Source organism: Flavobacterium sp. 22659, assembly GCF_052044235.1.
Taxonomy (GTDB): domain Bacteria; phylum Bacteroidota; class Bacteroidia; order Flavobacteriales; family Flavobacteriaceae; genus Flavobacterium; species Flavobacterium johnsoniae.
Genome location: NZ_JBQEMU010000041.1, coordinates 1 through 21181, shown reverse-complemented (window position 1 = coordinate 21181; position 21181 = coordinate 1). Strand labels below are relative to the sequence as shown.

17 protein-coding genes are annotated in these 21181 nt (G+C 33.7%); 16 read left to right on the top strand and 1 reads right to left on the bottom strand.

From position 1 onward, the window contains the following. From ACTJIW_RS24040 to ACTJIW_RS24030, 3 genes are all read left to right on the top strand, one after another. The coding region (locus ACTJIW_RS24040; RefSeq protein ID WP_440718477.1) for a hypothetical protein at window positions 1-197 on the top strand (197 nt) is incomplete at its 5' end. Between the two features lie 12 nt (window positions 198-209). Beyond that, window positions 210-3689: a DUF6443 domain-containing protein gene (locus ACTJIW_RS24035; protein ID WP_440718493.1), complete on the top strand. Its 3480-nt coding sequence runs from the start codon at window positions 210-212 to the stop codon at window positions 3687-3689. 17 nt (window positions 3690-3706) lie between these two features. Then, window positions 3707-4054 carry a YbbC/YhhH family protein gene (locus ACTJIW_RS24030; protein ID WP_440716898.1) on the top strand — a complete coding sequence of 116 codons (348 nt, stop codon included), beginning with the start codon at window positions 3707-3709 and terminating at the stop codon, window positions 4052-4054. Window positions 4055-4426: 372 nt separating this feature from the next. On the opposite strand, the gene ACTJIW_RS24025 is transcribed toward ACTJIW_RS24030, so the two are convergent. After that, window positions 4427-5419 carry a hypothetical protein gene (locus ACTJIW_RS24025; RefSeq protein WP_440716899.1) on the bottom strand — a complete coding sequence of 331 codons (993 nt, stop codon included), beginning with the start codon at window positions 5417-5419 and terminating at the stop codon, window positions 4427-4429. 206 nt (window positions 5420-5625) lie between these two features. Between ACTJIW_RS24025 and ACTJIW_RS24020 the strand changes: the two genes are divergently transcribed. From ACTJIW_RS24020 to ACTJIW_RS23960, 13 genes are all read left to right on the top strand, one after another. Continuing rightward, the gene (locus tag ACTJIW_RS24020) at window positions 5626-6354 is read left to right on the top strand and encodes a hypothetical protein (protein ID WP_440716900.1); all 729 of its coding nucleotides are present in this window, start codon (window positions 5626-5628) and stop codon (window positions 6352-6354) included. A 52-nt stretch (window positions 6355-6406) separates the two neighbouring features. Further along, window positions 6407-7342 carry a hypothetical protein gene (locus ACTJIW_RS24015; RefSeq protein ID WP_440716901.1) on the top strand — a complete coding sequence of 312 codons (936 nt, stop codon included), beginning with the start codon at window positions 6407-6409 and terminating at the stop codon, window positions 7340-7342. A gap of 58 nt (window positions 7343-7400) precedes the next feature. Continuing rightward, window positions 7401-8375, top strand: a complete 975-nt coding sequence (locus tag ACTJIW_RS24010; RefSeq protein WP_440716902.1) for a hypothetical protein — start codon at window positions 7401-7403, stop codon at window positions 8373-8375. Beyond that, complete coding sequence (locus ACTJIW_RS24005) at window positions 8368-9306, top strand: hypothetical protein (RefSeq protein WP_440716903.1); 939 nt, start codon at window positions 8368-8370, stop codon at window positions 9304-9306. The genes ACTJIW_RS24010 and ACTJIW_RS24005 overlap by 8 nt, the downstream gene beginning before the upstream one ends. A 2-nt stretch (window positions 9307-9308) precedes the next feature. Next, complete coding sequence (locus ACTJIW_RS24000; RefSeq protein WP_440716904.1) at window positions 9309-10181, top strand: hypothetical protein; 873 nt, start codon at window positions 9309-9311, stop codon at window positions 10179-10181. 3 nt (window positions 10182-10184) lie between these two features. Continuing rightward, window positions 10185-11234, top strand: a complete 1050-nt coding sequence (locus ACTJIW_RS23995) for a hypothetical protein (RefSeq protein WP_440716905.1) — start codon at window positions 10185-10187, stop codon at window positions 11232-11234. A 4-nt stretch (window positions 11235-11238) separates the two neighbouring features. Beyond that, complete coding sequence (locus ACTJIW_RS23990) at window positions 11239-11721, top strand: hypothetical protein (RefSeq protein WP_440716906.1); 483 nt, start codon at window positions 11239-11241, stop codon at window positions 11719-11721. Window positions 11722-11831: 110 nt separating this feature from the next. Further along, window positions 11832-13007 carry a hypothetical protein gene (locus ACTJIW_RS23985; protein WP_440716907.1) on the top strand — a complete coding sequence of 392 codons (1176 nt, stop codon included), beginning with the start codon at window positions 11832-11834 and terminating at the stop codon, window positions 13005-13007. Continuing rightward, entirely contained in the window at window positions 12995-13339 is a 345-nt protein-coding gene (locus ACTJIW_RS23980) for a hypothetical protein (protein ID WP_440716908.1), read from the top strand. The genes ACTJIW_RS23985 and ACTJIW_RS23980 overlap by 13 nt, the downstream gene beginning before the upstream one ends. Then, window positions 13321-13797 (top strand): PulJ/GspJ family protein, encoded by a 477-nt coding sequence (locus ACTJIW_RS23975; protein ID WP_440716909.1) that lies wholly within the window; start codon window positions 13321-13323, stop codon window positions 13795-13797. Before ACTJIW_RS23980 ends, ACTJIW_RS23975 begins: the two co-directional genes overlap by 19 nt. Continuing rightward, on the top strand, window positions 13787-14923 hold the full coding sequence (locus ACTJIW_RS23970; RefSeq protein WP_440716910.1) for a type II secretion system F family protein: 1137 nt from the start codon (window positions 13787-13789) through the stop codon (window positions 14921-14923). The genes ACTJIW_RS23975 and ACTJIW_RS23970 overlap by 11 nt, the downstream gene beginning before the upstream one ends. Before the next feature lie 87 nt (window positions 14924-15010). Continuing rightward, complete coding sequence (locus ACTJIW_RS23965) at window positions 15011-18412, top strand: hypothetical protein (protein WP_440718492.1); 3402 nt, start codon at window positions 15011-15013, stop codon at window positions 18410-18412. 12 nt (window positions 18413-18424) lie between these two features. Then, on the top strand, window positions 18425-21181 hold a 2757-nt coding region (locus tag ACTJIW_RS23960; RefSeq protein ID WP_440718443.1), incomplete at its 3' end, for a DUF6443 domain-containing protein.

The following is a 21181-nucleotide window of genomic DNA, read 5'->3' as shown; positions in this document are numbered from 1 at the left end:
TAAACACTTTACGCGCTAATCTGCCCAATGCCATGGTTACTACCTATACCTACATTCCGCTTGTAGGGGTAAGCACCATAACTGATCCGAAAGGACAGACCACAACCTATACCTACGACAGTTTTGGAAGACTTGAATTTGTAAAAGACAACAAAGGGAATATCCTTTCTGAGAACCAGTACAATTACAAACACTAAACCAAAAGCATCATGAAAAACTTCTTAAAACTTCTTTTGGTTTTGTTTCCTTTATTGGTAAAAAGCCAGACACAAAGCGAGAATTACATTAAAGCTGTAAAATACAAAGTGCCCAGCACCACACCTATAACATCACCTTCCATTTCTCAGGCTTCGCAGGACATCACCTATTTTGACGGACTGGGCAGACCCGTTCAGCAGACTGCCTCACAGCAGTCCAAATCCGGCATGGATATCATCACTCATATCGAATACGACGGTTTTGGAAGACAGGCTGAAGAATACCTGCCTTTTAAAGCAGAAACCTCCAATATGACTTTTGACCCTTCGGCCAGAGCAAAAGTGATGTCTTATTACGGAAATCCTAACCCGGCTCTTAACGGAAACCCAGCCCTTGAAGCCACCTCTTATCCTTTCAGCAGAAAAGAGCTTGAAGCCTCTCCTTTGAACAGGGTGCTCAAACAGGCCGCTCCAGGAAATGCATGGTACTCTGGATCAGGACATGAAATAAAAATGGACTATCAGACTAATGCCTCTGCAGAGGTAAAACTCTTCTCTGCCAATACACAGTGGAATGCGGCATCAGGATTATATGATATTACCCTTTCTCTTAACGGCCATTATACTGCCGGGGAGCTTTATAAAACCGTTACCTATGATGAAAACACAGCTTCTGTTCCACTTGAAACAGACGGTTCAACGGTTGAATTTAAAAACAAAGAAGGACAGGTGGTATTAAAAAGGACTTATGATGTCCAGGTAAAGCACGACACTTATTATGTTTATGATATTTACGGAAATCTCACCTATGTTATTCCGCCTAAAGCGGTTGATTTAATAGAAGGCTCAGCAGGCCTGCAGGCAGATCTAACCTCAAATATTACTGTAACTCGGGAAACTTCCCTGCATTTAACGGCTTCAAACTCTATTAGATTAACAGATGGTTTTCATGCTCAGGCAGGAAGTACTTTTTCGGCTGTGATTAACAACGGCGCTCAGGCTGTTTTAAATAATTTATGCTATCAGTATAAATATGATTACCGCAATCGTCTGGCTGAGAAAAAACTGCCGGGAAAACAATGGGAGTTTATTGTCTATGATAAACTTGATCGTGTTACGGCCTCAGGACCTGCCTATTCCCCGTTTTCTGATTTAAGCTCTGCAGGATGGATCATTACCAAATACGATGTTTTTAACCGCCCGGTTTATACCGGATGGACGGCCTCTGCAATAGTAAATTCTGCACAGAGGGCCTCCATGCAGAATGCTCAGAACAATGCCTCTGTAATTAACGAAACCAGAGCGGCTTCTGGAACCTTGGACGGAATACCGGCTTATTACAGCAATACGGTGTCTCCTTCTGATTTTAAGCTTCTCTCGGTTAATTATTATGATAATTATGTCTTCCCGGGCGCCCCTGCTGTACCGGCATCCATAGAAGGACAGGATATATTAAACAGCACGCAGGTCAAAGGACTTGCCTCGGGTTCATGGACAAGGGCACTGAATTTGAGCACTGAAACGCAAGGTGAAACTGCTGTTACTCTTTATGACGACAAGGCAAGACCTGTCAGGGCATATCTGCAGAATCATTTAGGAGGTTATACCTATACCGATACCAAACTCGATTTTTCAGGAAAAACACAGTACAGTATCACCAGACATAAAAGAACAGCAGCAGATGCTGAATTCACTGTCAAGGATGCTTTTACCTACTCGGCACAGGACCGATTAATGACCCAGACCCATCAGATAAACAACGGACCTGTTGAGCTTATTGCCGATAACACCTATGACGAGCTGGGACAGCTTATCTCTAAAAAGGTTGGAAACAACGCCCAGAATATCAATTATACCTACAACATCCGCGGATGGCTCACAGGTATTAATAATGTATCTTCTCTCGCACAGACGGACGGACCCAAAGACTTGTTTGCCTTTAAGATCAATTATAATGCCCCTTCTTCTTTCAGCGGGGTAAACGGACTCTATAACGGAAACATATCTGAGACCCAGTGGGCCACAAACTCAGATAATGGTATTGTAAGATCTTACGGCTATAAATACGATAACCTGAACCGTTTAAAAGAAAGTATTTCTGCTAAAGCAGGCTCAGTAAACAATGCTTACAATGAAAATTTATGGTACGATAAAAACGGAAATATTACCGGTCTTATCCGTAACGGAAACAGTGAGAGTGCCCAGCAGATCGACAATTTAATCTACACTTATGCCAATGCTGATAACAGCAACCAGCTGGCTAAAGTAACAGACAGCAGTAACAAGGCACTTGGTTTTACTGATGGAGCCAATACAGGAGATGATTACAGTTATGATCTTAACGGAAACATGGTATCTGATGCCAATAAAAACATCACCTCTATTACTTACAACCATCTTAATCTTCCCGCAAAAGTAACCTTTGCCTCTGCAGGAAATATTGTTTATATTTACAATGCGCAGGGACAAAAATTAAAGAAGATTGTAAGCGAGGCAGGAAAAACGGTTATCACTACTGATTATCTTGGAGGGTACCAGTATGAAAACGGCGTACTGAAGTTTTTCCCAACAGCCGAAGGTTATATCGAGCCTTCTGCAGGTTCTTATAAATACGTGTACCAGTATAAGGATCATCTGGGTAATATCCGTTTAAGTTATGACAAAAACCTTGTCATTCAGGAAGAAAACAATTATTATCCGTTTGGTTTAAAACATATAGGATATAACAGCGGGATTAACTCAACTAATACTGCTTTAAAGTATAAGTACCAAGAGCAGGAGCGTCAGGATGAGTTGGGATTGAACTGGGACAGTTTTAAGTGGAGAAATTATGATTATGCGATTGGAAGATTTATGTCTATCGACCCTTTGGCAGAGAAGTATAGTTTCCAGTCGCCATATAATTTTTCTGAAAACAGAGTTATTGATTCGAGAGAATTAGAAGGATTGGAAGCGTATAGGTTATTTAGGACTGAAAAGGAGGCGGCTAATAATTGGGGACAGCAATATGCTGGTAAATCGATTCGTGAAAATAAAGAATTTGGTTCAACGATTGGAAAGAGTACTGATGCTAAAGGCAATGTTAGATATTCCTATGCACCACCAGCTCCTGGCGACAATGATGGTGTTACAATTAGTGATGCACCAGAAGGAACAACACCAACTGCTGATATACACGCTCACGGAGCATATGATTCAGAATACTTTAATAATGATTTTTCTCGTGGAGACAAAAAAGGCAATGATAATACAGGTCTAAATGGCTACTTAACGACTCCAAGTGGAACTCTTCAAAAATATAATCCTAAAACTAAGGAAATAACAATTGTAAATGAGACACAAGCAAGTGACCCAAAAGACCCTGATAAAAAAAATAACATTTCCCCAAATGAAAAGAAGGCTGAAAAGTCAACTACGGATAGTAAACAAAAAACAAATACTAATATTTGGCCAGAAATTAAGCCTTTAATTCCAACAATTCCAGCTAAATAAACTTAAATTTTAAAAATATGAAAAAGCATAATGTATTATTAGTGGTTTTTTTATTAATATTCTTTAATTCGTGCTCCCAAGAGAAAACCAAGTCGCAAAAGGTAGTAAAATCTGTGGTAGATAAACCTAATTTGGTATTTAAGGATTTAGTTCCTGATAATGAAACTGCAATAAAAATAGCTGAAACAATTTTGGTACCTATATATGGTAAAAAAATTTATGAGCAGAGACCGTTTGTAGCAAGGTTGAAATCACCAAATGTGTGGGCAGTAGAGGGAACTTTACATACGACAAAAGGTGGTGTTGCTTATATAGAGATACAAAAGAAAGATTGTAAAATATTGAAAGTCTATCATGAAAAATGATAAAGTAACATAGCTTGATAATTTGTTAAAAGCCATTCCATAACGGAGTGGCTTTTGCTTTTATAGCACTTTAAAGTATACCAAATTGTTAAAATAAAATCAAGTTAGCTTGCATCTGTTAGGGAATCTCAATAGCATAAGAAAATAGTATTCAGAGCATCCTCCCTCCCTTTATCGACTATTTCAGTACTAAATACCAAGATTTAAAAAAATAAAGCAATGCGTAAAAAACATATTCTTTTATGTTCGATACAGATTAAAATCAAATGAATTCTATATTTTATCTCAAACAAAAATATAATTTTTCGGATAAGTTTAAATTACAAAAAGTAAACACTTTATTACAAATAGTCTTCTTATAAAAAATTAAAATTACTTTTTCTCCAATTTTTCAACTTTCGAAACTAATACGTTATTCTCTTTAAGAAGCCTATCATTACTAACCTGAAGTTCATTTACTTTTTTATTCACCTCAATCATGTACAAAGTAAGTTCCTCAATTTTCTGTAATAGTTTTGAGTTCATTTCTCCTAAAGAAATTCCATTTTTTAGAGCTTCTTCTTCACTTGGGATATTTTCTAAGTGGCCTTTTTCAATAATGTGTTTTTCGACTTCTTGAAGAGTGGGTAAACTATATTCTTTTTTGAAAACAAAATCAGACCATTTTTCCACATCAACTTTCACTTCTTTTGAATGGATTGTTCCGTTTACATCTAACTTATTATGTGGTTTTGTTATTCCTATACCTACATTTCCAGTATTAAAAACTAAATCAGATCCATTATTCTGCCAGTTCCCTTGAGCCGTCGCTAGTAAGCCCGCATAAGGATAAGTTGCTTCCGGATGTATAAAAAACAGTTCCGAAATTCCAACTGTAGAATTGTCGCCATTATAATTCTCACCGCTGTAAAATGTAAATTTTAGTTTAGTATAACTTCCGCCAATCGGAATTCTAACCGAAAAATTGAACCCTGCATAATCAACAGCTGAATAATCTGCTATAACTCTCCATACGTTAGCAGAATTGTATTCGTCATAACCTTCTATCTTAAATCGAGTCGCCGGAAGATATCGCGTTGTCCATCCAACCCATGATCCTGATTGAGTATGCAGTGTTGATAGTCCTTCAATCAAAATAACAGAAGGATTACTAGGAGTAACACCAGAAATATAGTAAGGATTCATACCTCCGTCAAAAAATGTTGGAAGATGAACTATTGGTCCTTGTTGTGTTACTGTATAACGTGTCGTAGCATTAAACAAAGTATTATGTTCCCAACCCACTGGAGTTAAATTAGTTGAAAACGTTTGACCATTTATAATCTGACATAACAAAAATGCAAAAAAAAGTATTGTTTTTTTCATAATTAGGTTTTAAAAATAGAAAATCAAATATAAGATATTACTTAACAATGACTTATTTTTCTGTTGAAATAAAAGATTTTTTTTTAACAATATATTACATCCATTTTACTAGATTTGTTAAATTAATAATAATAGAAATAATCTGTCAAAATTCATTTTTAATTGTTATTAAAATTCACACCTTGTTATTTATAAAACAGCGCATTATGTTAAAAAAAATTGTTGTCTTGATAGTCTTAATCTGCAGTGCATGCCAGACAACTAAAATAAAAAATGACAACTATAAGTTCTCCTCTTCAGTTGTTGAATTAGGAAGTATTGGAACATCTAAATTATCATACAATCTAAATACATTTGAACCCAAAGGCCTGCCAAAACTGGAAAATAATATTAGAGTAGAAATTGGGGTTGTGCCTTACAATAAAAAACTAAACAAGATTTATAAATCGAAAGCAAAATACAATCAAAATCAAACAAAAGTTGCTTTTATAGACAGTCTTCCAATTAAACCAGAATTGGTAACCATTAAAATTTTAGATATAGCTGGTCTTGTTCAGGAAATCAACTCTGATTATAATGCCTCTATTTTAAAACTATTAACAGATACTCAAGGTTTAAAAATAATCTCAAGTCTTGCTGTAAGTTTATCTAATGAAGAAATTGCTAAAATACGACAAGCCGATGCTTATTATTTAACCAATAATCAATACAAAAAATATACAATTGCTTTGTTTAAAAGCGGGAAAAAAACAGACAATATAGACATAAATCCAGAAACAATTGTGGCATATCAGGTAAGCTCTTTTTGCTGGGTAAAATCAATTAAAGGCACTTGGAATGTTGCCGATATTATAAACGAACAAAGCAGCTGTACCGGAATAACCAAAAGTAAAGCAAACGAGAAGAAAAACAACAAAGATTTGTTTGATATGTAATGGCTTCGGCATTTTGTTTTTTAAATTATAAATTAAGACTATTCTAATAATCATGAATAAAATTTCACTTAAGTATTTTCTCCTTTTCTTTCTTCTTTCTTTTCTTTCTTGTGAAGAAATACTAATGGTCGACGATATAACCAAAAAGGAAGTATCATTAACAGCACCGGCAAACAATGCAGTTTTATCAACGTCAGGAGTTACATTTTCTTGGGAAGCTGTTGAAGGTGCAGATAAATATCAGCTTCAAATTGCAATTCCAAATTTTGAAGCCGCCAAACAAATAATTCTTGACACTGTCGTTTCAAAAAACTCTTATACACAGCAATTAAATATTGGAAAATATGAATGGAGAATAAGAGCAATTAATAGTGCCTATGAAACCGCATATACTAAAAGAAGTTTTGAAATTTTAAACAACGATGATTTCCAAAACAATACTGTTGTTTTATTAACTCCAAATAACAATTTAATTACAAAAACTGCTTCACAAAAATTATCCTGGGACGCAATCATTGGAGCAACAAATTATCAGATTCAGATTTTAGACGAAAACAACACCTTAGTAAAAGATCAAACTTCAGAAACAACACTTCTTAACTTTACTTTTGATGAAGGGAAATATACTTGGAAAGTACGAGCAAGTAATGGTACTGAACAAACTCTTTATACTTCTAGATCAATTACAGTAGATACTAAAGTTCCAAATACACCTACTCTATCTAGTCCGTTAAACGCAAGTACTACAACTAACAAAAGCACAAATTTTCAATGGAACAGAACTGCTGTTCCCGGAAGTACCGAAAGAGACAGTATATACGTCTATACAGAAAGCGCTTTGACAAATTTAAACTTTAAAGATCGAGGCACAAGTCCATATAATAAAACCATGACGGCCGGAACTTATTACTGGTTTGTAAAATCATTTGATGAAGCCGGAAACCAAAGTGCAAGAAGTACTGTTTTTAATTTTACTATAAATAATTAGAATACTTTTCAGAAGTCTCTCTTTTGTCTATTTAACCAACCCAAAAATTAAAATTTTTATGAAAAAAATAATTTCATCACTTACCTTTTTACTTTACATGAATTTTGTTGCAACAGCACAAAATACAACTTTTGATAATATTAGTCTTGGCACTAGTTATCCTGCATATGGTGTTCAACTAAAAGCAAATTTCCCTGGGTATACTGGAGGTTGGAGCCGTGCCTATTTTATTACTAACGAATCTGGCAATCAGTCTTTTTTTACATTTGGCTCAACTGGTTTTGTTACAAATGGAGTTGCAAACGTTTCAAGCAGTTTTATAGGTAAAGATTTAACTACAAGATACATGACATTTTTGCCTAATGGTAATATTGGCATTGGAACAGAGATTCCTCAATATGTTTTTCAGATAGGTAATTACAATAATAACTCTAATTATAAATTAAGTATTCCTGGTGCCTACAATTTTGAAGAAATAAGGTTAGGCCAGTATGGAAACGGAAGAACGGGATTAGAAATGATAACCCATACAAACCTCACTAACTCATTTGGAGTAAGATTATTTGCCGGTACTGATACTGGTACGAATGGCTTGCTTATTCAAACCGCTGACCCTGTTGACTCAGAACAAAAATTAGTCTATACAACAAAATTATCGATAGGTATAAATGGAAATGTAGGCATTGGTACACCAAATGCAAGCTCAAAACTTACCGTTGCTGGAAATATTGAATCGCGTGAAGTAAAAGTTACTGTTGATGCCGGAGCTGATTTTGTTTTTGAAAACAACTACGATTTACCTTCTTTAGAATCTGTAGATAAATTCATTAAAGAAAATAAACATTTACCAGAAATTGCTTCTGCAAAAGAAATGCAAAAAGACGGTATTAATTTATCTGAAATGAATATCAAACTTTTACAAAAAGTGGAAGAGCTAACGCTATATGTTATCGAAATGAAAAAAGAAAGTGAAAAGCAAAATGATAAAATACAAACACTCGAAAATAAACTAAAAAATACTTGTAATGACTAAAAATCTAAAATTTATATTTATAGCAATATTAGCAATTCCATTATTTACTAACGCACAAATTTCAACAACACCTTTAGCAGAAAACTACAAAGTTGTAAATATTGGTAATAATGGTAAAGGCGATTTTGCCCGAAATTTAATTTTACTTCACGAAATATATAATGGAACGCTATTACCTATGAACAATGCTATTGGAACAATAACAGCGTTTAGAGGCACTACAGCATCCTTAAACAGAATTAATGTAGCCGAAATAAATTCATCATCATCATACAACGGTATTGCTGCTTCTATAAAATCGTTTGACGACGAAGGCATTTGGAAATTAAAAACTTGCATCTATAATGGAAAAAAGTATCTGGCTCTGGATGTTCCTTATTCTGCAGCCTTCCATGATTGGGGTTTTAATTTTGCAGGCTGGACAAAGTCAAGTGGTGAAAACATGAAATCGGTTCCTTACGAATTAAAGGGATCACCAATAAACACAGATATTCTTTCAAATATACAAGATTACATACCTAATATAAACGAAACTCATCAAGTGAAAAATTTCTTGATACTGGGAAATGTTGGCATTGGAACATTATCTCCAGATGAAAAACTAACCGTAAAAGGAAAAATCCATACACAGGAAGTACGAGTTGATATGGCCGGACCGTTAGTTCCTGATTATGTTTTTGAAAATGATTATAAACTTAAAACTTTACCAGAAGTTGAAGAATTTATAAAAGAAAACAAACATCTGCCAGAAATTCCATCGGCAAAAGAAATAGAGAAAAACGGATTAATGATTGCCGAAATGAACATGGCTCTATTAAAAAAGATGGAAGAAATGACCTTGTATATGATTGATATGAAAAAGGAGAATGAAGAAATGAAAAAAAATCAAAAAATTTTAGAGGACAGAATTCAAAAAATTGAAAATAAATAAACATGAAAAATGTAATATTTATAATCTTATTATATCTTTTTACAAAATACAGCTTTGCCCAAGTATCTAGCAGCATTAATGTTGGCGGAGATATTGATAAATTCTATCCCGTAACTTTTTTAGATGGAGGCTGGAATAATGATAAAGCAACAAATTTAACTTTATCAAGACACAGCATCCATTTAGATTCTCAATGGCGAGGATCATTAGTTGCGACTTTTAACTATCATATTACAGCATGGGGACATGGTTCCAACTTTGTTGATGCCGATATTAAACCTTCAAGAGGTTCAATTCCTAATTTCATTGCTGGATGGAGAGACGCTACAGAGACTGGAAGCTGCCATTGTATTATAATTTGGCTTCGTGGTGGAGGAACTACTTACTATTATTCATCAAATTTTGCTGTTAACCCAACTGTTTACGATGGAGTTAAAAATCCTCTTCCGTATAATGAAGATAATGGACCTGCGCACAATTATAAAACTACAGTAGAAGAATATGCCACAACAACAGGAACTTATCAAAATAGAAATGCCTATTTTAATGGAAATGTAGGTATTGGAACAACAAACCCAACTTCAAAACTTACGGTCGCAGGAAATATTGCATCACGCGAAGTAAAAGTTACTGTAGACGCCGGTGCCGATTTTGTTTTTGAAAATGATTATAGCTTACCAACTCTAGAATATGTAGAAAGTTTCATCAAAGAAAATAAACATTTACCTGAAATAGCCTCGGCAAAAGAAATGCAAAAAGACGGAATTAATCTTTCTGAAATGAATATTAAACTCTTGCAGAAAATTGAAGAGATGACGCTTTATATAATCGAAATGAAAAAGGAAATTGAATTACTAAAGAAAAACCAAAAATAAACAATGAAAAAAATAGTCTGTTTTTTATTCATAATAAATTCATTAAATACATTTTCACAAATTCTCTCACCAAGCGGAAATAATATTTTTTATTACAACGGTGCAGCTGATGTTATTTTTAAGTATCCAGAGAGAGGTTCTGGAGGAAGAGCTTTTGTACATGCTCCTAATAATGTCCTAGCATTAAACTATGCAGAAGATTTTAATGGAGGAACTTTGATTGGTAATAATGTCTATTTTAAAGATGGAGGAAATTCATTTATATACTCTGGGAATTTTGGTATTGGTACTTCAACTCCAAGTGGTACCTTACATTTACAAAAACTTAACTCCAGCTTAGTTTTCGATTTAAATACGAGTGGAATCTGCAAAATAATAAGTAAAGGATGGAATGCAAATATTGACGTGCATACATTTAAAATCGATGGTACAGAAAACTTTAATCAATTAAATCTAAATTCTAATGGAAATGTGGGAATAGGCAACTCTTCTCCAGATGCTCCTTTAACAGTTTATGGTATATCTAATTTTTATCCTATAAGAATTGGCAGCGGCGATGCAAGACAATTCTCTATTAGACATTCGTTTATTAATCCTGATTTTATAAATAATCTTTATCCTGTAATTTTGGGTACAGGAGGAGGAGATCAACCCTTAATATTAGATGTTGCAAGAGTTGGCATTGGAATTTCAAATCCATCAAATAAGCTCGATGTAAATGGTACAATTCACTCAAAAGAAGTAAAAGTAGATATGCAAGGCTGGTCTGATTTTGTTTTTAAAAAAGAATACAATCTCCCAACACTTGAAGAAGTCGAAAAACACATTAATAAAAAAGGACATTTAGAGAATATTCCAAATGAAGATGAGGTTTTAAAAAACGGAATTAATCTTGGTGAAATGAATTCTAAACTGCTTCAAAAAATTGAAGAGTTGACTTTATACGCTATCCAACAAAATAAGAAAATCGAAGAGCAGTCAAGAGAAATTGAAACATTAAAAGCTTTAGCTTTTCGAGTAGCAAAAATTGAGAAAGAATTGAATCAAAAATAAATTAATGAAAAACAAAAAAAACATATATATCCTTTTACCTCTTGTTTTATTTGTGTGGGGCGCTGTTTTGTTTCAGGTTTTTTCATTTACAAAATCTGATGAAATAACTCCTGCCGATAGTCCTGAATTTACTTTTAAACCGTTAAAAATTAATAAAAGAGAATCATTTGCAATTAATGTAAATTATCGAGATCCTTTTTTAGGTAAAATATACAATCCTGAAACTGTTTCTCACGCTAAAACAAACAATAAGAATATTAAAAAGGTTATAAAGAAACCAGAATTAGTTTGGCCAAATATTGTATACAAAGGTTTAATTGCAGATTCAAAAGGAAAAAACACGCTTTTTATGCTTATCATAGATGGTAAAAATTATTACATGAAAATTGGCGAAACTGAAAATGAAATTTTTCTTAAAAGCGGCGATAAGGAATCTATTTACGTAAAATACAAAGGAAATCTTAATCTTATAATGCTTCAGGATTGAGATTAAAACTTAAAATAAAATCTGGCGCCTTACAATTTACAGTTTTTATTGCTGTATTAATTGCTTTGCTTTTAGCTGGCCTGGTCTTGTATGCGTACACATTTATTTATATGAAAGAACAGTCGAAAGGAGCTATCGAGAACATACAAATTGCCAATATTGGTATTCAGTCTCTTTTAGATCAAAAAGAATTAAATACGGATACCACACAGATTGATTTTGTCAAAAAAGAAAATCAAATTATAAAAACTCATTTATCGCAATGGGGAGTATTTCAAAAAGGAATTACAATAACACAATTCCGTAAAAAGAAATTTACCAAAACTGCCATAATTGGATCTCTGCTCCTTGCAGATAAAACCCCCACTCTATTTCTACAGGAAACTCATAATGCGCTTACTGTTGTGGGCAATACAAAAATTACCGGTATTGCTTATTTACCAAAACAAGGTGTCAATTCAGGTTATATTGCAGGAAACAGTTATTATGGTTCGCAATTAATTTATGGCCGTATTGAAAAGAGTACTGAAGAGCTTCCAAAATTGGGAAAAACTTTTCTGGACGCGATAAATTTTTACATAAAAGAATATAAAATTAATCGTCAGGAAGACTATATAAACTTAAATTCCAGAATTAAAATTTTAAATTCTTTTAAAGAAAAAACAAAAGGTTTTTATTCTGAAAATGCTATAATATTAGAAAATAAAATAATTTCAGGAAATATTATAATTAAATCAGAAACGGCTATTAAGGTCAAGAAAACGGCTTTATTGAATGATATAATTTTAATTGCCCCCAGTATTGAAATTGAAGACGAAACTATGGGGAATTTCCAGGTAATTGCTTCAAAAAAAATCACCTTAGGAAAAAAATGTAATTTAAGCTATCCATCTGCTTTACTTTTATTTCAGGATAATAAAAACGATCCCAACAATAACTCCAATTACAACAGCTTATTAGAAAATCAAATTTTTATAGGCGAAGGAAGTTCCTTAAAAGGCTGTGTGAACTATTTCCAGACAAAAGAAAAACCCGATTTTAAAACCCAGATCGTATTAGAAAAAGATTCAAAAATAAAAGGTCAGGTATATTGCAATGGAAATTTTGAAATAAAAGGCACCGTTTCCGGATCAGTTTATACAAAACAATTTGTGGCAAATCAGGCGGGGTCAATTTTTATGAATCATGTCTATAATGCTACTATTGAAAATGAAAATGTACCTGCAATTTATGGAGGTATAATTTTAGAACAAGAACCTAAAACTATTTTAAAATGGTTATACTAAAGAAAGTAAAATCGGCGACATTAGTCGAAGCTATTGTGGCTACAGTGTTGGTGGTTATTATTTTCATCATTGCTAGTTTAATATTAAATAATTTAGTTTTTAATACTTTTTCGAAAAACACACATAATGTAGAAACCAGAATAAACGAACTGGAATATGAAATTCAAAACAATAACATAAAACTACCTTATCAGGAAAATTTTAAAAATTGGGATATTAGTATTGAATTGGAAACTATTTCTACAAAAAAAATAATTTCAATTTCGGCAGTAAATAATATTTCTAAAAAAGAAATTAAAAAACAACAAGTGATATGGCTGCAGGAAAATTAAAATCATTTACACTTTCAGAATTAATAGTGGTCATGATTATAACGGCTATTGTGGTTGGTATGGCGTTTAGTGTTTTACGAATTGTTCAAAAACAAATTCATACCATTCAAAGTAATTTTGAAAAAACAACCACATTATCCCTTTTCGAACAAAAGCTGTGGCAGGACTTTAACGAACCGCATAATATCATGTATGATAGTTCTAAACAGTTATTAATAATGACTTCAGAAATCGACACTATAACTTATTCTTTTCAGGAGAAATTCAGCATGCGAAATCGAGATACTATTAAATTAAAAGTTATTCCCAAAAAAGCTTTTTTTAGAGGAAAAGAAATTAGCAGCGGACAAATAGATGCTCTGTCAATATTTGCAGAAACAGAATTACCGGATTATCAAATTTTTGTTTCAAAAAAAAATGATTTAACCTTTTTTATGAATCAGGAAAATGGCCTTTAAAATAGAAAACACCCCAAATAAAAAAACTGTTCAATCTGCAAATTCAAGCAGTATTGAAAGTTTGTTAAAAAAAGAAATCACGCTTTTTGGCGACAGCTTTAATAATAAAAAGAAACAGGCTTTTTATCTGGAACTTGCCGTTTTATTAAAAGCAGGAGTTAGTTTTAAGGAAGGATTATCATTGATTATTGAATCATTAAAGAAAAGTGCCGATAAAGATTTAATTCAGACCATATTAAATAATGTTGTAAACGGAATGCCTTTTTCTGAAGCCTTACGTAAGTCAAAATCGTTTACTGAATATGAGTATTATTCTATTCAAATTGGTGAAGAAACTGGTACAACAGCACAAGTATGTCAGGAACTTGGTCATTTTTTTGAACGCAAAAACGAACAAAAAAGAATTATAATTGCGGCACTAACCTACCCTTCTATTGTATTAAGTACAGCAGTTTTAGTCGTAGTTTTTATGTTGAGTTATGTAGTGCCTATGTTTCAGGATATTTTCAAACAAAACAATATGGAACTTCCGTTTTTGACCCAGTTAATTGTAAAATTTTCTGTGTGGACTAAAACGTATGGTCTTTATTTTTTATTGGGAATAATCATCTTCATTTTTTCGACTCAGTTTTTTAAGAACAATCATAAATACAAAAAGGCACTGCATTATTTCTTAGTAAAAGTTCCTGTATTAGGGGCATTTATGACAAAAGTTTATCTGGCACAATTTACTCAGGCAGTAACCTTATTGACTACTGCCAAAGTTCCGTTGTTAAATAGTATTCAAATGGTAAAAAAGATGATTCATTTTGTACCACTTCAGGAAGCTCTGGAACAGGTAGAAAACAGTATTTTAAAAGGAAACAGTTTAAGCTCAAGTTTAAAAAATACTCCCCTCTTCGATAACCGAATTATTTCTCTTGTAAAAGTTGCCGAAGAGACCAATCAAACCGAGTATGTTTTTAAGCAATTAAGTGAACAATATAATCAGGAAGTCGTACAGCAATCTAAAGTGATGACAACGGTATTAGAGCCATTTATTATTCTATTTGTTGGAGTATTAGTGGCTGTTTTATTAGTAGCAATGTATTTGCCAATGTTCCAGTTAAGCAGTGCAATTGGATAATAAATCTAACTAGAAGTAAAATATCAATAACTAACTATTATCTAAATATAAAAAATGAAAAAAATCCTATTACTTTATAATTTAAAAATGAGAAAAAAGATCTTAATGTATACTCTTATTCTATTTAACTTTAATTTCAGTTTTTCGCAGACAAATTCGTCTTATGCCCCAAAAGTAAATAATATTCCTAGTTCACCCGAAGCAGCACTATTGGGACGTTTTGGCGATATCCCTGTTGGGTATTATACCGGCACTGCAAATGTTTCAGTTCCTTTGTATACCATAAAAGAAAACGATATAGAAATTCCAATAATGATAAATTATCATGGTTCAGGAATTAAAGTGGCTGATGAAGCCACTTGGGTAGGCTTAGGATGGAGTTTACAACCTGAAGGCACTATTTTACAAGAAATAAGAGGAAAAGAAGACATTAATGATAATGCAAAAAATTATTTAGGCGGTTATGAAAATGAGTTTTTAGCTTTTAAAACTAGAACAAACCTTACTTCTGGTTCTGAATTTTTTTATCCCAAAATATTTCAGCTTGGAACTGCGTTCTGGAGATTTTGTGGTCCCGGATTCACACCACTCCCTGGAATTGAATATGATTCACACTCGATTATGAACAGCCTAATGCAAGGAAATGGAGAACCAGATATTTACTCATATAACTTTTCTGGACTATCAGGAAAATTTTTTATTAATCCTTATACAAAAAAAGTTGTTCTTATAGATAAAAAAGAAGAAATTATATTTGAACAACTAGCCGGCGGAAATGGTTTTAAAGTAACTACCTTAGATGGGAATGTTTATATTTTTGACGTTGTTGAAAAATCATATACTAATGGAAGCGGTGACGGAGAGGATTATTCAGGGAAAAGCTATAAATTGAGTACAATACAGCTGACAAACAATAAAACAATTAATTTCAGTTATATAGATACAAAAATTGTATCTCCTTTTAATTCTCAACCTACAATTAATCTTAATTATGTTTGTAACACCAGCTCAGCTCCTAGTGTTACTCCACCCGTCACTCAGATATATAAAGTCAATAATATAAAAACCCTTCAAAAAATTACAACTGATGATATTCAAATAGATTTTAATTTAAGTGAGAGAGAAGATTTGATTCAAATGGGTTATGATGCTGTTTTAAATCCAAAAAAATTACAGTCTATTGATATCGTTTCTTTGAAAACAAATAAAAAGGTGAGATCATTTCAACTTAATTACTCCTATTTTTTGTCACCTGAATCTTCAACATATTTAGGGAAAAGACTAAAATTAGATTCTGTCAAAGAAATTGGATATAATGACAATCAAATTCCTGATAATACAAAACCTTCATATTTATTTGAATATGATACCAGCGTTAATCTACCTAGCAAAAATTCATTATCAATTGATTTTTGGGGATATTATAATGGCCAAAGTAACACTTCCTTATATCCTGATTTAACTTATTTTAATTATTATAACAATTCTACTTCAATCTTTAGATATATAAAATCAAATAGATATGCTGATAATTCTAAAGGTAAAGCAGCTTTACTAAAAAAAATAACATATCCTACAGGCGGATTCACAGAATTCTATTATGAACCAAATTCGTTTTCAAATCAATTTATTCCTGATAATTCTATCTTAAATTCATCTTATAATCAATTAAATGGTATCCATAAAACATTAACAACTGTTGACAGGAATAATGATTTATCTAATGGAGAAACAACATCAAGACTTTTTGAATTGAGTAAAACCGTAAGCATACATTTTGACAATAGAATTCTTGATGGTAATGCTTTTTCAGGTAGTACAGCTTATACCATTTCTGAGTTGGCAGGAAGTTATATTGAATTTAGGAAAATAAAAAATGGAATAACCTCATTAATTAAACGATGGGATTTAACATCTGTTTATAATGTAGATTTTCAGAAAAATCATGGACAAATTTGGACTGAAGATATTATAGTTACCTATGATCAAGGTGCAAAATACGTTATTGCAACCTATTTAACAGGAAATAGCCAAACCAAACCAAATGATCTTTACAGAATTGCTGCTTCACAATCAATCATAAATTATGATGATGATACTGGTGTTAATACAACTGTAAGTAAGCAATGTGGATTTAGAATTTCTAATATAAAAAACTATACTAAAGATGGGGAAATTTCGAGTAATAAAAAAATCCGCTATATAAATGAAGATGGTTCATCTTCTGGTAAGCTTTTAAGTCAATTTAAACCATTTCAAGAAGTTGTATCATTTTGCAATTATTGTGGTGCTTCAAACAATGGACAACCTACATCAAGATCTACAAGATTTACACAATATTTACTCTCTCCTACTGATTTTGGAATGAGTGAGGGAAATACAATTGGTTATTCAAGAGTAGAAGAAATTGAATTGGCAAAAAATGTAACCGATTCTATTGGTAAGAAAGTATACACTTACAACAACACTCAAAATATTACAAAAAAAGGGCTTCCTATAATTGAATATCAAAATAATGGACAGCTGCAATCTGAGACATATTACGATAAACTAGGAAATATCGTAACTCAAAAAATACATACATATAAAAATCTTGAAAACTTAAATACCACAACATGCAGCGGAATAAAAATTATATCTCATAGTATTGGAGCGGTAGATTGGGGTGATCCATATGCTACAAGTGATTCTAATGAGTCATATGTATATACATATGAAACTTATCCCATAAATTCATATTGGTATGTAAAAAGCGGCGTTTTAACGACAAATTATTTTAATCAAAATAAATTAACCACTATTGAAAATTATGAGTACAATTCTAAAGGAAAAATTAGATCGATTATAAGTAAAAACAGCAAGACCGAAATACTTAAATCCAATAGTTTTTTCGCATCAGATTCTGAGATGGCTGGAAAACCATATGTCAACAATTTATCTTTAAAAAATATTTTTAATATTCCATTAGTTACTCAACAATTTAATGGAGATAAAAAACTTTCAGAACAAGAAACACAATTTGGTTTATTTAATGGACTTTTATTACCTGAATTTGTTTACGCAGGTAAAGAATCAAATATGGAAAAAAAGGTTACGTATGAAATATATGATTCCAAAGCTAATATACAGCAATATACTCTTGAAAATGGTGTTCCAGTAACCATATTATGGGGATATAGTAAAACAAAGCCTATTGCTAAAATAGAGAATGCCAGTTTTTCTCAAGCTGCAGCCGCTCTAGGAATAACAACCATTACATTAGACGCTTATAATGAAAACCAAATTGCGGCAATAAACACTTTACGCGCTAATCTGCCCAATGCCATGGTTACTACCTATACCTACATTCCGCTTGTAGGGGTAAGCACCATAACTGATCCGAAAGGACAGACCACAACCTATACCTACGACAGTTTTGGAAGACTTGAATTTGTAAAAGACAACAAAGGGAATATCCTTTCTGAGAACCAGTACAATTACAAACACTAAACCAAAAGCATCATGAAAAACTTCTTAAAACTTCTTTTGGTTTTGTTTCCTTTATTGGTAAAAAGCCAGACACAAAGCGAGAATTACATTAAAGCTGTAAAATACAAAGTGCCCAGCACCACACCTATAACATCACCTTCCATTTCTCAGGCTTCGCAGGACATCACCTATTTTGACGGACTGGGCAGACCCGTTCAGCAGACTGCCTCACAGCAGTCCAAATCCGGCATGGATATCATCACTCATATCGAATACGACGGTTTTGGAAGACAGGCTGAAGAATACCTGCCTTTTAAAGCAGAAACCTCCAATATGACTTTTGACCCTTCGGCCAGAGCAAAAGTGATGTCTTATTACGGAAATCCTAACCCGGCTCTTAACGGAAACCCAGCCCTTGAAGCCACCTCTTATCCTTTCAGCAGAAAAGAGCTTGAAGCCTCTCCTTTGAACAGGGTGCTCAAACAGGCCGCTCCAGGAAATGCATGGTACTCTGGATCAGGACATGAAATAAAAATGGACTATCAGACTAATGCCTCTGCAGAGGTAAAACTCTTCTCTGCCAATACACAGTGGAATGCGGCATCAGGATTATATGATATTACCCTTTCTCTTAACGGCCATTATACTGCCGGGGAGCTTTATAAAACCGTTACCTATGATGAAAACACAGCTTCTGTTCCACTTGAAACAGACGGTTCAACGGTTGAATTTAAAAACAAAGAAGGACAGGTGGTATTAAAAAGGACTTATGATGTCCAGGTAAAGCACGACACTTATTATGTTTATGATATTTACGGAAATCTCACCTATGTTATTCCGCCTAAAGCGGTTGATTTAATAGAAGGCTCAGCAGGCCTGCAGGCAGATCTAACCTCAAATATTACTGTAACTCGGGAAACTTCCCTGCATTTAACGGCTTCAAACTCTATTAGATTAACAGATGGTTTTCATGCTCAGGCAGGAAGTACTTTTTCGGCTGTGATTAACAACGGCGCTCAGGCTGTTTTAAATAATTTATGCTATCAGTATAAATATGATTACCGCAATCGTCTGGCTGAGAAAAAACTGCCGGGAAAACAATGGGAGTTTATTGTCTATGATAAACTTGATCGTGTTACGGCCTCAGGACCTGCCTATTCCCCGTTTTCTGATTTAAGCTCTGCAGGATGGATCATTACCAAATACGATGTTTTTAACCGCCCGGTTTATACCGGATGGACGGCCTCTGCAATAGTAAATTCTGCACAGAGGGCCTCCATGCAGAATGCTCAGAACAATGCCTCTGTAATTAACGAAACCAGAGCGGCTTCTGGAACCTTGGACGGAATACCGGCTTATTACAGCAATACGGTGTCTCCTTCTGATTTTAAGCTTCTCTCGGTTAATTATTATGATAATTATGTCTTCCCGGGCGCCCCTGCTGTACCGGCATCCATAGAAGGACAGGATATATTAAACAGCACGCAGGTCAAAGGACTTGCCTCGGGTTCATGGACAAGGGCACTGAATTTGAGCACTGAAACGCAAGGTGAAACTGCTGTTACTCTTTATGACGACAAGGCAAGACCTGTCAGGGCATATCTGCAGAATCATTTAGGAGGTTATACCTATACCGATACCAAACTCGATTTTTCAGGAAAAACACAGTACAGTATCACCAGACATAAAAGAACAGCAGCAGATGCTGAATTCACTGTCAAGGATGCTTTTACCTACTCGGCACAGGACCGATTAATGACCCAGACCCATCAGATAAACAACGGACCTGTTGAGCTTATTGCCGATAACACCTATGACGAGCTGGGACAGCTTATCTCTAAAAAGGTTGGAAACAACGCCCAGAATATCAATTATACCTACAACATCCGCGGATGGCTCACAGGTATTAATAATGTATCTTCTCTCGCACAGACGGACGGACCCAAAGACTTGTTTGCCTTTAAGATCAATTATAATGCCCCTTCTTCTTTCAGCGGGGTAAACGGACTCTATAACGGAAACATATCTGAGACCCAGTGGGCCACAAACTCAGATAATGGTATTGTAAGATCTTACGGCTATAAATACGATAACCTGAACCGTTTAAAAGAAAGTATTTCTGCTAAAGCAGGCTCAGTAAACAATGCTTACAATGAAAATTTATGGTACGATAAAAACGGAAATATTACCGGTCTTATCCGTAACGGAAACAGTGAGAGTGCCCAGCAGATCGACAATTTAATCTACACTTATGCCAATGCTGATAACAGCAACCAGCTGGCTAAAGTAACAGACAGCAGTAACAAGGCACTTGGTTTTACTGATGGAGCCAATACAGGAGATGATTACAGTTATGATCTTAACGGAAACATGGTATCTGATGCCAATAAAAACATCACCTCTATTACTTACAACCATCTTAATCTTCCCGCAAAAGTAACCTTTGCCTCTGCAGGAAATATTGTTTATATTTACAATGCGCAGGGACAAAAATTAAAGAAGATTGTAAGCGAGGCAGGAAAAACGGTTATCACTACTGATTATCTTGGAGGGTACCAGTATGAAAACGGCGTACTGAAGTTTTTCCCAACAGCCGAAGGTTATATCGAGCCTTCTGCAGGTTCTTATAAATACGTGTACCAGTATAAGGATCATCTGGGTAATATCCGTTTAAGTTATGACAAAAACCTTGTCATTCAGGAAGAAAACAATTATTATCCGTTTGGTTTAAAACATATAGGATATAACAGCGGGATTAACTCAACTAATACTGCTTTAAAGTATAAGTAC

Coding starts and splice junctions, on each gene's coding strand:
- ACTJIW_RS24035 (WP_440718493.1), top strand. CDS start 210: ATGAAAAACTTCTTAAAACTTCTTTTGGTTTTGTTTCCTTTATTGGTA.
- ACTJIW_RS24030 (WP_440716898.1), top strand. CDS start 3,707: ATGAAAAAGCATAATGTATTATTAGTGGTTTTTTTATTAATATTCTTT.
- ACTJIW_RS24025 (WP_440716899.1), bottom strand. CDS start 5,419: ATGAAAAAAACAATACTTTTTTTTGCATTTTTGTTATGTCAGATTATA.
- ACTJIW_RS24020 (WP_440716900.1), top strand. CDS start 5,626: ATGTTAAAAAAAATTGTTGTCTTGATAGTCTTAATCTGCAGTGCATGC.
- ACTJIW_RS24015 (WP_440716901.1), top strand. CDS start 6,407: ATGAATAAAATTTCACTTAAGTATTTTCTCCTTTTCTTTCTTCTTTCT.
- ACTJIW_RS24010 (WP_440716902.1), top strand. CDS start 7,401: ATGAAAAAAATAATTTCATCACTTACCTTTTTACTTTACATGAATTTT.
- ACTJIW_RS24005 (WP_440716903.1), top strand. CDS start 8,368: ATGACTAAAAATCTAAAATTTATATTTATAGCAATATTAGCAATTCCA.
- ACTJIW_RS24000 (WP_440716904.1), top strand. CDS start 9,309: ATGAAAAATGTAATATTTATAATCTTATTATATCTTTTTACAAAATAC.
- ACTJIW_RS23995 (WP_440716905.1), top strand. CDS start 10,185: ATGAAAAAAATAGTCTGTTTTTTATTCATAATAAATTCATTAAATACA.
- ACTJIW_RS23990 (WP_440716906.1), top strand. CDS start 11,239: ATGAAAAACAAAAAAAACATATATATCCTTTTACCTCTTGTTTTATTT.
- ACTJIW_RS23985 (WP_440716907.1), top strand. CDS start 11,832: ATGAAAGAACAGTCGAAAGGAGCTATCGAGAACATACAAATTGCCAAT.
- ACTJIW_RS23980 (WP_440716908.1), top strand. CDS start 12,995: ATGGTTATACTAAAGAAAGTAAAATCGGCGACATTAGTCGAAGCTATT.
- ACTJIW_RS23975 (WP_440716909.1), top strand. CDS start 13,321: ATGGCTGCAGGAAAATTAAAATCATTTACACTTTCAGAATTAATAGTG.
- ACTJIW_RS23970 (WP_440716910.1), top strand. CDS start 13,787: ATGGCCTTTAAAATAGAAAACACCCCAAATAAAAAAACTGTTCAATCT.
- ACTJIW_RS23965 (WP_440718492.1), top strand. CDS start 15,011: ATGAGAAAAAAGATCTTAATGTATACTCTTATTCTATTTAACTTTAAT.